The 13,678-nt window shown below is 35.0% G+C and carries 12 protein-coding genes; 4 read left to right on the top strand and 8 right to left on the bottom strand.

Annotated features, from left to right (window positions below; genetic code table 11):
- Window positions 1–120 precede the first annotated feature (120 nt).
- The 4 genes from mfd to pth all read left to right on the top strand — a co-directional run bounded on the left by mfd (window position 121) and on the right by pth (window position 6,224).
- Entirely contained in the window at window positions 121–3,501 is a 3,381-nt protein-coding gene (gene mfd, locus PGH12_RS13790) for a transcription-repair coupling factor (RefSeq protein ID WP_267596308.1), read from the top strand.
- A gap of 148 nt (window positions 3,502–3,649) precedes the next feature.
- Window positions 3,650–4,543, top strand: coding sequence for a hypothetical protein (locus tag PGH12_RS13795; protein ID WP_267596307.1), 894 nt, complete (start codon window positions 3,650–3,652; stop codon window positions 4,541–4,543).
- A gap of 99 nt (window positions 4,544–4,642) precedes the next feature.
- Window positions 4,643–5,575: a hypothetical protein gene (locus tag PGH12_RS13800; RefSeq protein ID WP_267596306.1), complete on the top strand. Its 933-nt coding sequence runs from the start codon at window positions 4,643–4,645 to the stop codon at window positions 5,573–5,575.
- A gap of 85 nt (window positions 5,576–5,660) precedes the next feature.
- Entirely contained in the window at window positions 5,661–6,224 is a 564-nt protein-coding gene (pth, locus tag PGH12_RS13805) for an aminoacyl-tRNA hydrolase (protein ID WP_267596305.1), read from the top strand.
- Between the two features lie 82 nt (window positions 6,225–6,306).
- Here pth and PGH12_RS13810 read toward each other — a convergent pair whose 3' ends face one another.
- The 8 genes from PGH12_RS13810 to PGH12_RS13845 form a co-directional block, all read right to left on the bottom strand.
- Window positions 6,307–6,942, bottom strand: coding sequence for a carbonic anhydrase family protein (locus PGH12_RS13810; RefSeq protein WP_267596304.1), 636 nt, complete (start codon window positions 6,940–6,942; stop codon window positions 6,307–6,309).
- A gap of 45 nt (window positions 6,943–6,987) precedes the next feature.
- A complete protein-coding gene (locus PGH12_RS13815; RefSeq protein WP_267596303.1) occupies window positions 6,988–8,583 on the bottom strand; it encodes a SulP family inorganic anion transporter in 1,596 nt (531 codons plus the stop codon).
- Window positions 8,584–8,708: 125 nt separating this feature from the next.
- The gene (locus PGH12_RS13820; protein ID WP_267596302.1) at window positions 8,709–9,011 is read right to left on the bottom strand and encodes a hypothetical protein; all 303 of its coding nucleotides are present in this window, start codon (window positions 9,009–9,011) and stop codon (window positions 8,709–8,711) included.
- Window positions 9,012–9,032: 21 nt separating this feature from the next.
- Entirely contained in the window at window positions 9,033–9,701 is a 669-nt protein-coding gene (locus PGH12_RS13825; protein WP_267596301.1) for a carbonic anhydrase, read from the bottom strand.
- A 146-nt stretch (window positions 9,702–9,847) separates the two neighbouring features.
- Window positions 9,848–10,408 carry a serine acetyltransferase gene (locus PGH12_RS13830; RefSeq protein ID WP_267596300.1) on the bottom strand — a complete coding sequence of 187 codons (561 nt, stop codon included), beginning with the start codon at window positions 10,406–10,408 and terminating at the stop codon, window positions 9,848–9,850.
- 50 nt (window positions 10,409–10,458) lie between these two features.
- Window positions 10,459–11,610, bottom strand: coding sequence for a glycosyltransferase (locus PGH12_RS13835; protein WP_267596299.1), 1,152 nt, complete (start codon window positions 11,608–11,610; stop codon window positions 10,459–10,461).
- 11 nt (window positions 11,611–11,621) lie between these two features.
- Entirely contained in the window at window positions 11,622–12,524 is a 903-nt protein-coding gene (locus tag PGH12_RS13840; RefSeq protein WP_267596298.1) for a glycosyltransferase, read from the bottom strand.
- A 3-nt stretch (window positions 12,525–12,527) separates the two neighbouring features.
- Window positions 12,528–13,676: a glycosyltransferase gene (locus tag PGH12_RS13845; protein ID WP_267596297.1), complete on the bottom strand. Its 1,149-nt coding sequence runs from the start codon at window positions 13,674–13,676 to the stop codon at window positions 12,528–12,530.
- Between the last annotated feature and the right edge of the window lie 2 nt (window positions 13,677–13,678).

The raw sequence follows: 13,678 nt of genomic DNA on the forward strand, positions 1-13,678 counted from the left end.
TAATTTCTGATTTTACTTTTTCAATTTAGTGTAAAGAAAAATAGCATTATCTTTGTAATGCTAAAACGGTTTCGGAATTCTCCCGAAATCGCTTTTGTCGTTTATATCTATATTATATTTATGCAATTAAAAACCATCAAAGAGAGTTTTTTGCCTGATCTTCTCAGGAAAGAGTTTGGGAAAGAACTTTTTGCGCAGCTCGAAAATCATCAGCATCTTTCTGTAAAAGGAAGCGCTGGTTCTTCGGTTTCTATTTTTACTGCCGAGCTTTTTCTTACCTTTAAAAAGACGATTCTTTTTCTTGTAGATGATAAAGAGGAAGCATTATATATTAATACAGAAATGGAAGACTTGCTGGGGAAAGATAAAGTTCTGTATTTTCCGGCAACACATCTTGAGCCTTATCAGGTTGAGAAAACGCAAAATGCCAATCTCGTTTTAAGAACCGATGTTTTAAATAAAATAAATTCTGAAAAGTCTCCTAAAATCATTGTCGCCTACACCGCTGCTTTGTCTGAAAAAGTTTTAAAGAAAGAAGATTTTAAAGCCATTTCTCATCATATAAAAGTCGGCGACCAGCTTGATTTTGATTTTGTAGACGAACTGCTTTCGCATTATCAGTTTCAGCAGACCGATTTTGTTTCCGAGCCGGGAGAATTTTCTGTGCGTGGAGGTATTGTGGATGTGTTTTCTTATTCTAACGAAAAACCTTACAGAATTACTTTCTTTGGAAATGAAGTGGAAAATATTAAAACTTTTGATATTGAAAATCAGCTTTCTGTAGATAAAGTAAAAGATTTTCAGCTGGTTTCGAATATGAATTATTCTGTTTCCGGAAGTCGGGTTTCTTTATTAGAACTTTTGCCGAAAGACAGTTTTGTTGTTTCTAAAAATGCGGTTGTAGGTTTAAATAAAGTCAGAAGTTTTTACGAGAAATCTTTGGAGAAATATGATACTTTAAGCAAGGATATTTCTCACAGAACTCCACAGGAACTTTTTATTTCTGATGAAGAATTTTTATTTGATTATAAAAAATTTAAAACTATAGATTTCAGTTCACAAGCTTTAGAGATCTCAGGTTCTGAAACATTGCAGCTCAATCAGACACAACAACCTTCTTTTCATAAAAATTTTGAACTACTTATTGAAGATCTTGACGAAAAACAGCAACAGGGTTTTGATACATGGATTTCTTTTGCGACCGACAAACAGAAAGAAAGATTAGAATCTATTTTTGAAGATATCGACTTTTCTCAGTCTGGTCTTTCCAAAATTTCATTCAAAAGTTTTAAATCAGAACTTCACGAAGGTTTTGTGGATGCCGATCATAAAATCCTGGTTTACACAGACCACCAGATTTTTGACCGTTACCAAAGATATAAAGCCAAAAATACATTTGCGAAATCTGAACAACTGACTCTGAAGGATTTAATGTCTTTAAAAGTTGGAGATTATATCGCTCATATCGACCATGGAATCGGAAAATTCATGGGATTGGTAAAAGTGAATAATGACGGGAAAATTCAGGAATGTTTTAAATTAACTTATAAAAACGGAGACTTATTATATGTAAGCATTCATTCTTTACATAAAATTTCAAAATACAACGGTCCGGACGGAAAAGAAGTTGTTTTGAGCAAACTCGGTTCGCCTGCATGGAAATCATTAAAACAGAAAACAAAAGCCAAAGTCAAGCAGATTGCTTTTGATTTGATTAAATTATACGCAGAAAGAAAAACGGCCAAGGGATTTGCCTACACTCCGGATTCTTATCTTCAGAATGAGTTGGAAGCAAGTTTTATCTATGAAGATACGCCCGATCAGGAAAAAGCTACCATCGATGTAAAAAATGACATGGAAGCTGAAACTGTGATGGACCGTTTGGTTTGCGGTGACGTAGGTTTTGGTAAAACGGAGGTTGCCATTCGTGCTGCTTTCAAAGCTGCAACAGACGGAAAACAGGTTGCGATTCTGGTTCCTACTACGATTCTGGCATTTCAGCATTACCGAAGTTTTAAAGACCGACTGAAAGATTTTCCGGTGAATATTTCTTATTTAAACAGATTCAGAACCGCAAAACAGAAATCTGAAACAATCGCAGGTTTAAAAGACGGAAAAGTAGATATCGTCATCGGAACGCATCAATTAGCTTCTGAAAAAGTTAAATTTAAAGATTTAGGCTTATTGATTATTGATGAAGAACATAAATTCGGAGTTGCGGTAAAAGATAAATTAAAAACTTTAAAATCAAATATTGATACGCTGACTCTCACTGCAACACCGATTCCGAGAACTTTACAGTTTTCACTGATGGCTGCGAGAGATCTATCAGTAATTAAAACGCCACCACCAAACAGGCAGCCTGTGGAAACTCACATGGTTGGTTTTAGTGAAGAAATTATTCGTGATGCAGTTTCTTATGAATTGCAACGTGACGGACAGGTTTATTTTATCAACAATAGAGTTGAAAATTTAAAAGATATTGCCGGTTTGATTCAAAGACTGGTTCCGGATGCGAGAGTGATTACCGGTCACGGACAAATGGAAGGCAAACAGCTTGAAAGAAACGTTCTCGATTTTATGGAAGGAAAATATGACGTTTTGGTTGCAACAACCATCGTCGAAAGTGGAGTAGATGTACCGAACGCGAATACCATGTTTATCAATGATGCGCAACGTTTTGGGATGGCAGATCTTCACCAGATGAGAGGTCGCGTTGGGCGAAGCAATAGAAAAGCTTTCTGTTATCTGATTACGCCGCCGCTGGATATGGTAACTTCTGATGCTAGAAAAAGACTGGAAGCGATTGAGCAGTTTTCAGATTTGGGAAGCGGTTTTCAGATTGCGATGAAAGATCTGGAAATTCGTGGTGCAGGAGATTTACTAGGAGGCGAACAAAGCGGATTCATTAATGAAATGGGCTTTGAAACCTATCAGAAAATGATGCAGGAAGCTTTGGAAGAATTAAAAGACGATAAAGATTTTGAAAATTTATTTGAAAATGAAGCAGACCGTCAGAAATTATTTAAAACAGTAAAAGAAGTCAATATTGATACAGATCTAGAGCTGATGTTGCCTGATTCTTATATTTCAAGCACAGAAGAAAGATTGTTGCTTTACCAAAAATTAGCTGAGATTGCTAATGAAACTGATCTTCAGAAATTTGAATCCGAACTGACGGATCGTTTCGGAGCTTTACCTTCTGAAGCAATCAATTTATTGAAAAGTGTTGCCTTGAAATGGCTGGCTGCAGCTATTGGCTTCGAAAAAATCGTCATGAAAAACGGAATTTTCTTAGGCTATTTCCCGAACAATCCTCAGGACAAATTTTATCAGACTGATAAATTCAGGCATATCATTACATATTTAACTCAAAATCCTGCTAAAGCGCAGCTGAAAGAAAAAGCTGGTAAAGAAGGAAATCAGTTGATGATGAGAAAAGACGGCGTTCAGAATGTAGATGAGGTAAATGTTTTGCTTAAGTCTATTCTTGATATTTAAATCAAATTTGTTTATTTTTAAATTTTCAGTATTTGTCTAGAATCAAAATCTAAAAGCGAAAGTTTTTAGATTTTTTTTGTTAAATATTTAAAATAAGTCTACTCGTATTGAAAATTAATTATATTTGCTAGATAAAAAACTAAACTCTATGATCAGAAATCTATTGAAAGGAGCATCAGCGCTGCTTCTTTGTCTAATGTTCTCATGCGACAATACAACCGCAGATCCCATTAATCAAAATAATAATAACAATAATTCTGGTGGAACTGGAGGCGGAACGACTGGTCCCACCATTACAGGACCAAGAATTTTACATAAAATAACTGCAAATAATTCGACTACTGAAGAGTTCGTAACCAATGGAAACGTTTTACAGAAGGCTATTTATAGAGAAGATAGCGCACCAAATTCATTTGTAATAGCAAATGTGACGTATACTTCTGGTAAAATATCGAAAGTTAAAATTGGCCAGGAAATCAATGGTGCTGTCCCAGCAAATAATTTGGGATACGATTTTAATATTACCTACGATTCTAATGGTAAAATAAATAATACGACTTGTAGTGCAACTTTAGGAACGCTGGTAACGTATAATAGTGAATATGCTTATACCTATGACGGTTCTGGGAAGATGACAAAAATTGTAGAAAAGAAGAAGAATGGTACCACCTATACACATTTTACCAATTATAATATTACGAACACAGGAGATAATATTACCAAAATGGTATCGGAAACAGGGCTTACCAGTGATTCAGGTGTTCCTGATATGTCTAGCGCAATGACTACAACATATAACTTTTCAACTTATGATACCAAGATTAATCCTTACACCACTTTACCGAAAACATTCTTTGTAATCTGGAGTTTGGTACACCCTCTTAATTTTTCGCAATTATCAAATAATAATCTTACAAGTTTTAGTATTCAGTATGGTTCTACACCAATTGTGGCAAGTGGTCTTACTTATCTCTACGATTCAATGAATTACCCGACTTCTGATCAGTCCCAGGCTAAGAAGTATATTTATAAGGCTTTATAAAGACATTTTTGTTATTACTTTAGCGAGAATATAAATAAAAAGGTGCTTTTTATTCAAAAAAAAATTATATTTGTGAAAAAATAAATAATCCCTTCGGAAATGAAAAAACTTTTCTATTTTATTTTACTTATAGCAGGTATTTCTTCTATTCATTCTTGTAAAGATTTGGTTAATGAAGAAGGAGATCCGCTTCTTGATTTAAACCAGTCAAGTGGATTCAATGGTCCGCGAGCGTTGTTTAGAGAAATTACAGATTCTGATACTATAGCAGAATACCGTTATAATGGTTTGCTTTTATCAAGAGTAATCACAGATAAATATTCTGCCGCAAATATTATGTGGAGCGGTGATAAGATCAGTCAGATTGATTTCAAAGGTCATTTGGATAATGACGGCGACGGAGATCTTGATGAAGACAGTATTGTTTACACGCAACTATTCACTTATGGCAATTTAGGAAGATTGACGATCATTTCAGAAAACAGATCTACTTTTAAAAGAGGTGCACCGGCACCAGGTACCACTATTCCGGGACCTTATGCTCTGGATTCTAAAGTAAAAGTTTTATACGATCTTACATACAGTTCTACCACAGGTAAACTAGATGTTATCAATATGAAAAACGGTCCTGATGTAGTAGGAGCTCCTTTTGTTTACAAAGATTATTCTAAAACTACCTATACGTATTTGGGTGATAATGTATCAAAAGCTGAAAGAAATTACGGTACAATCACTGCAGGAGTTAATAATCCGCCAACAGAAAGATATGCTTATGAGTTTTTGAATCATGATTCTCAGATCAATCCTTATACACTTCTTCCGTTTGCGTATAAAGTTTCTACAATTTTATCAACTGATTATGGTGACAACAGATCATGGATGCTGTCTCCTAACAGCCCGAAAAGAATCTCTATTACAGATCTTACGCCTGCGATCCCAACTCCGGTGATCTTCTCAACTGCGTACAGATATGATGCACAGACTTATATGACCCAAGGTTTTGCTGTAAATTATATTTACAAGCCTTTGTAAAATCTTATCAACAATATTTAAACTCAATTCTTCACCGGATTGAGTTTTTTTATTTTATATCTCTTAATTTTGCAAAAAATTTCTCATGAAATATTTAATTGTAGGTCTTGGTAATAAAGGTCCGGAATACGAAAATACACGACACAATATAGGTTTCAAGGTTGCGGAAAAAATAGCTGAAAGTATAGAGGCACCTTTTAATACGACTAATTTCGGATGGATGGCGGAAGGAAAATACAAAGGCAGAAAAGTTTTTGTACTAAAGCCGGATACGTATATGAATTTATCAGGTAATGCGGTGAAATTCTGGATGCAGAAAGAAAATATTCCGTTAGAAAATGTGTTGATTGTTACTGATGATCTCGCGTTGCCTTTCGGAACTTTGAGAATGAAGATGAAGGGTTCTGATGCCGGTCATAACGGATTAAAAAGTATTCAGGAGAGTTTGCAAACGCAAAACTATGCGAGACTGCGTTTTGGAATTTCCGCTGAATTTTCTGAAGGCCGACAGGTTGATTACGTGCTCGGAACATGGAATATTGAAGAAACTGAAAAATTAAGTGAAAGAATAGAAAAATTCTCTAAAGCTTGCCTGTCATTCGTTTTTGCAGGAATAGGAAACACGATGTCAGCTTTTAACGGAAAATAAACTCTGCAGAAACTTATGATTTAAAATGAAAATCCGTTGGAAGCTAGCCTCCCAACGGATTTTCAATAAAGAGAAAATTATTTTATAACCAGGTTACAACACCGGTTTCAACGTCGTAGTTGGCGCCAACAATCTTGATTTTTCCTTCTTCTTCAAGTCTTTTCAGCGTTGAACTTTGCTTACGGATATCATCGATTGCATTTTTTACATTATGTTGATTTAATCTTTCCAAAAGATCAGCGTTTGCCGACGAACGTTCTTCGCCGTCGTTGATGATCGTTTTGATGATCGGGTCGAAGTGGTCAATCAGATGATTAAGATTATCCATTCCCATTCCCTCAATTTTCGCTGCGTCAAGTCCGCCCTTTAAAGCTCCGCATTTCGTATGTCCCAAAACGACTACAAGTTTAGAACCTGCCACATTACAGCCAAATTCCATTGAGCCTAAAATATCCTGGTTGACGAAATTTCCTGCAATTCTGATACTGAAAACATCACCCAATCCCTGGTCAAAGATCAATTCGGCAGAAGTACGGCTGTCTATGCAGCTCAGAACAACGGCGAAAGGCCATTGTCCTTCTCGTGTAGCATTTACCTGTTCGAGAAGATCTCTGTTTGCTTTTAGATTGCCTACAAATCTTTGATTTCCTTCTTTTAAAAATTCCAGTGCTTTTTCAGGAGTTATTGTTGATTGCGTTTCAGAAGTATGTGCTTTCATATGAATTTATTTTTTTGTTAATTATTTTTATTGAATTATTTGTTGTTACATCGCTCTTTTGTGCGTAATGATTACGTGAGATTCCTCATCGGTTTCGTAATCTCTGTATGAGGTTTTAAAACCCATGAGTTCTACATTAATATCTTCTTCTTTTGCTCTGATATTTGCAAAATCCTGAATCATTTCCAAAACATCGGTCGCGATATATGATGTTGTCGTTGCATCAATAATTACGGTAGAGTTGGGTTTAATATTTTTCAGCGTTTTCTTGATGGCGGCTTTATTCAGAAAAGAAACTTCTTCGGCAAGTTTAATTGAAATTCCGTCTGCATCATTTAACCTTTCTCTGCTAAGGTAATAGGCACGCTTCATGTTTCCCTGAAGAATATAGAAAACTGAGATTGCAAGACCAATTCCTACGCCTTTCAGCAAATCTGTTGCTACAATAGCGACAACAGTTGCCACGAACGGAATAAACTGAAATTTACCAAGATGCCAAAAATGTTTGAATGTCGCAGGTTTTGCCAATTTATATCCTACCAAAAGTAATACCGCTGCCAAAGTTGCAAGTGGAATTAAATTTAATAAAAAAGGAATAGAAAGTACGCATACCAGCAACAGAAAACCGTGTATCATTGCTGATGCTTTCGAAGTTGCTCCGGCATTGGCATTTGCAGAACTTCTCACCACTACTGATGTCATCGGAAGTCCGCCAATCATTGAACTTACCAAATTCCCGATTCCCTGCGCTTTTAACTCAAGATTGGTATCTGTTATTCTTCTCTGGATATCTAATCGGTCAGATGCTTCGATACAGAGTAGAGTCTCGATGGAAGCTACAATTGCGATGGTGGCTCCCGCGATCCAAACTTTAGGATTGGTAAATCCATTAAAATCCGGCATCGTAATGAGGTTTTTGAAATCTTCAAAATTCTGCGGAACTGGTAATGAAACTAGATGGGTAGCTCCAATAGCTAAGGAACTTCCGCTGATCTTAAAAGCTTCATTAAGTAAAATCCCCGCAACGACTGCGACAAGAGCTCCCGGAAGCATTTTGATTCTCTTTAAAGCAGGAACTTTGTCCCAAGCCAAAAGAATTGCAACGGAAACTAGAGTTATAACCACTGCACCTGAATGTATAGCTCCGAATAATTCTGTAAAATATCCAAAGTTTAAACCTTTATCAAATATAGATTCGTGACCTTCATAATCTTTATCGAATCCCAAAGCGTGAGGGATCTGTTTTAGAATAATAATAATACCAATTGCGGCAAGCATCCCTTCAATCACATTATTAGGAAAGTAATTTGAAATGCTTCCCGCTCTCACAAATCCTAAGATAAGCTGTAAAATACCGGCGATAAGACCAGCGCAAAGAAAAAGTTCAAATGCGCCAAGATCTGTAATTGCTGTTAAAACAATCGCTGTTAATCCCGCTGCAGGTCCTGATACCGAAATGTTTGAATTACTGATCGAGCCGATGACCAAGCCACCAATAATACCGGAAATAATACCGGAAAGAGGCGGTGCTCCTGATGCTAAAGCGATTCCTAAACAGAGGGGAAGTGCAACTAAAAATACGACTAGACCCGACGGGAAATTCTCCTGGATTAATCCAAAGAGTGATTTTGATTTTTTCATGACTATTGAAAAATACGTTGATGTAAATGAGTGATCGATTAAAAATCAACCAAAAATGACTGAAGATTAATGTAATGTAGAAATATTCATGATCGTGAGTGATATGAATAATAGAAATAAAGAAATCAGGCTTCGGGAGGAGGCGAGAATATGCTCAATAAGGGTGATAGATGAAAATCATCATCAATGATCGTATAGGATGAACCTTCAATCGAAGGTTCGAAAAATTTAAGATAATCGAAAACATCCAAAGTTTTTGGAAGCGTTTTTTCGTACACTGAAAATAGTGAGGAGTAATGAGAATGAGTTTCTTCTTCGTTGACGATTACATTGGTCTGAATGATATCCCAATCAGCAATAGCAGCAATGCTGGGCAAAGCCGTAAAGTTGAGGACAAACATCAATGTAATAATACTCCAGAATTTCATTCTATTAAAAATTTAGAAAGATTAATTGGTCTTTCTGCCCATCACCCAGTCTGAACTTGTAAGGTTGTAGATTTTCTGGATGTCTTTTAATATTTTTTCAAAATCAATCTCAAGATCGATAATCTTACCAGTTCTTAAATCGAATACCCAGCCATGTACTACAGGATATTCTTCTAAAATATATCTTTCCTGCACGCAGGCCATCTTTATAACGTTGATGCACTGCTCTTGCACATTCAGCTCAACAAGTCTGTCATAGCGTTTATTTCCTTCTTCCAAAGCATCCAGCTCAGCTTGGTGAGTTCTGTATACATCACGGATGTTTCTCAACCAAGGATTTAGCAATCCCATATCCTGAGGCGTCATTGCTGCTTTTACTCCACCGCAGTTATAATGGCCGCATACAATGATGTGTTTTACCTTCAGATGTTCTACAGCGTATTGTATTACCGCAGTAGAACTCATGTCTAAAGTATTAACCACATTAGCAATGTTTCTAGTAACAAAAACTTCACCCGGCTCAGTTCCCATCAGTTCTTCCGCAGTTACACGACTGTCTGAACATCCGATGTACAGGTAATCAGGGTTTTGAGTCTTTGACAGCTCTTCAAAGAATGCAGGATCTTTCTCGATTTTAGATTCTACCCATTTTTTATTGTTTTCAAAAATAGATTCGTACGATTGTGACATAACTAATATATTTTAATTATTCATTTCGTTTAAATTATTTCCAAATTCAATAGACCAAATCAATAACGATACAAAAATATAATTTTCTCTCTATTTATCATCTTTTTTAACAAAATTTAATAAAAATTAAAGTCAAATAGATTTATCTATAGCACTCTATTATTAATATATCCCTCTGTTGCGTCACTTTTCGGATAAATTTTAGCTTTATTGCCTGCAACGATAGAATTATCGGGCACGTCAGTATTTACGTAGGAGTTTGGCGCAATTAAAACGTTATTCCCGATCGTAATGCTTCCGACAATTACTGCGTTTGGACCGATCCATACATCGTTGCCAATGATTGGGAAACCTTCGTTTCTTCCTCGGTTTTGTTGTCCGATTGTTACTCCCTGAGCTATATTGCAGTTTTTACCAATCACAGCTTTTGGGTTAATCACCAGACTTCCCCAATGTCCTAGATATAATCCGTCTCCGATCTGTGTTTCGGGGTAAATCTGAAAGCCGTACTTGATCTGGAAGTGTCGTAAAACAATCTTCCAGTACAATCCTAAAATGGGTGTTTTACCAAATTTTTGAGCTTTTCTTAAAATATAGATAAAATGCAGGTTCGGATTGATGCATTTTAATAAAATCTGAATGGGTGAAAGCCATTTTCCGCTTTCTCTGTAAAAATCTTTTTGTATTGTCGAGTAATTTTCCGGCATAGGGCAAATTTAGGAATTCTCTTTTGTAATTTATAATGATTGCGTTTTAATTATAATTCATTTAATACAGAAACTATTTTCGCAACCGAATTTTGAAGATTAAATGGCATTGTATAATTGTTGAGTCTTTCGGTATATACAGTGAACGATTCAGGATCTGTCAGTGCTTTTTTCATACCAAGGTAAATTCCTTCATCCGAATTTTCAGTAATCAGTCCTAATTCTCCGTTTTGTAACATTTCATTCACTCCTGATACTTCAGTTGCGATTATTTTTTTCTTTAAAGTTATTGCTTCAAACAAGACCGTAGGGAAACCCTCATATCGTGAACTTAAGATATAATAGTCAGCGTTTTTGAAATATGGATAAGGATTGTCTGTAAAACCTAGCATTGTTGCGGTGTCATCAACTCCAAGTTCTGTTTTTAAATTTTTGATATTTTCAAAATCATATCCGTCGCCTACGATTAGAATTTTGTGTCTGAAACCTTCATCCAGGAGTTTTTTGTGAACTTTCAAAAGCCTGTCAAAGCCTTTTTGCGGAAATACAGTTCCTACAGAAATAAAAGTAGGAATGGACGGATCAAATTCGTAGTTGGTAACAGGTCGCTCAGCCTTTTCGAAAATTTCCTCAGTGTCGAGTGGATTGTAGATTCTTACAATCTTTTGCTTTTCGGTATCGTTTTTTGCTAAATTTAAAAAAAGCTGTTCTATTTTTTGGGAAATAACCATGACCTTATCAAAACCAAAAAACTTCCTGATTTCTTCATCCGTATATTGTTTTACCTGCGAGAGATCATTATGAATCCACATGATTTTCTTTGAAGAATGATTCGTCGAGTGAAGGATCTCGTCTCTCATACCGTGTATCGCGGCAAACTCAATATCGTATTTTTTATCTTTTAAAATAAGTGTGTATAAAAGGTCGGGAAATTCTTTTAAAACCCTTTGGAAGATAACTCTCGCCGCTTTTTCCGGAATATCCTGAAGTCGGTTTGTGGTAATCATCTCACCTTTATTCAGATAGATTACATTGATCCAATCCGGTACATCGCTGAGATATTTACCTGAATACAAATTTAAGAGTAAATCGATCTCATAAAGATCTTCAGGAAGATTTTTAAGAAACGTTACCAGTACTTTTTCTGCGCCGCCATGACGTAGGGAACCAATACGAATGAGGATTTTCTTTTTTTCAATCATTATGTTTTTTTTTAAGCCATTCTCTTTATAACCTTACTTTTAATTAATTTGTAAAATGCTTGATCTGAAAGTAATCTAAATACAATGTAAGGAATTAACAGATATTTTTTATTTTTAATACTTAAATTGTTAGTTTTTCGATTGATCAAATTACCATGATAGTCCTGTTTGTATAATATTTCATTGATTCCGTAAAGAAAAGCGCCCCAGCGTCTGTTATCATATGACGTTGATTGGGGGTTGTAGTGATTTTGGTGCAATATTAAAATTTCATCGATAAATCGTATGTTAAGATTCTCCTTTACCCTTTTTACAAGTTCGTTATCGTCATATGCAATACCCAGGGCTAAAACCTCATTGAAACCCTGTAAAATATCTAAGTCCTGTTTTGTAAGAGCAACGCAGAAATGATAAGCTTCGGGTTTGTATATCGAATGATTATACCACATATTTCCATTAATAGAAGGGGTATGGAGATTAGGATTGGCAATCTGTGTCTTTATTATATTTTCCGGATAAGAAAATTTATAATTGTCTGTTGTTGTTTTGTCTAAAGCAAAACAAGAAAAACTTAAATAATCACGATCTTTAAGATTTTTAGCTGTGTATTCAATAACATTGTCAAAATGATAACATTCTGGATTCTGTATAATGATTTTGTCTCCCTTAGCATGACGAAAGCCCTCATTAAAGGGAATACATGAATTTTGGTACCATTTATCACTTTTTTCGAGCCGTATAACCTTGAGAAAAGTGAATTCCTTTTGTAAATCTTCAATTCTCTCTTCATCTTCACTTCCATCATCAACAGCGATCACTTCAATTTGCGCTGAATGTTGAAATCTGGCGATACTATGTAACGTTTTTATAAACAATACTTTTCGGTTGTAATATGATGTAACAATTGAGATCATGAGTTAACGTTTGTTTTCATTAAAGATCACTTCAAATTTTTTAATAATTTTTTCTTTGTGCCATTTTTTGGATTCTTGAAAAGATGACTGATTTAGCTGATGCAGTAACTCAGGAGAATTGATAAGGTTTTGCAAATTTTCCAGAAATTTATTTTCATCATCCATCTCAATCAAATAACCGTTTTTCTCATTTACAATATCAGAAGGACCGTAATTACAGTTATAGGAAATAAGTGCATTACCAGCAAAAAGAGCCTCGAGCAAAACCATACCAAAAGCTTCACTTTTACTCATAAAAAGAAAAATTTTGCTTTTTAATAATTCATTTTTTATCTCATCTATTGATAATCTGCCGGTAAAGGAGATCTGAGATGAAAGATTTTTTACTACTACTAATTTTTTTAACGATTCCAATTCAGGCCCGTCGCCTACAATTTTAAATTTAAAATCACATAAATTCGTTTTTTCTACGGTTTCTATAAGTGAACGTACGTTTTTATCCTCATCCAATCTTCCAACGTAGATTAATTGATTTTCCTTACTTTCAAAATCCATTTCTTGAATGCTTTCAAAAAGTTCACCTACAATGTTCGGAATCAAAAAAGTACGCTCATTATATTTTTTATAATACTCCACAGATGCTTTATTAATACAAATAATACCACGAAGGTTTTTATAATTAGGACGCAGAAAGTTCCCCCAAATTTTACCTCCAACTTCAAAATTTGAATGTTCCCATGCAATAGTTTTGGCAGCAATTTTTTTATTGGTAGAAATTTGTGCAGATAATTTATACCAACAAGAAATTATAAGATCATATTGCGAATGATTTTTTTTCAACCATTGGTTCATCACGTCCCACTGTCCAAAATCATAAACATATTTTTTTAAATTGTAACGATAACGGAATTTTTTTAGATATTTATCTAATAACGGATTAATTTTATTAAAGCCCCAGTGTCCAAAAGAATTTAGAGTATGAATTTTTATTTCTGGGTTAATTTTATAAAATGTGTTGTCACCCTCCATCAAAAATAATATGCTTACGTCGTATTCTCTTTCACAAAGTTCATTCGCTAGATTAATCATTACTCTCGCAACACCGCCGGGTTTCACATTCTGGTAATAAACAAAAAGTATTTTTTTTTGCATAA

This window comes from Chryseobacterium sp. CY350 (assembly GCF_027945075.1).
Taxonomy (GTDB): domain Bacteria; phylum Bacteroidota; class Bacteroidia; order Flavobacteriales; family Weeksellaceae; genus Chryseobacterium.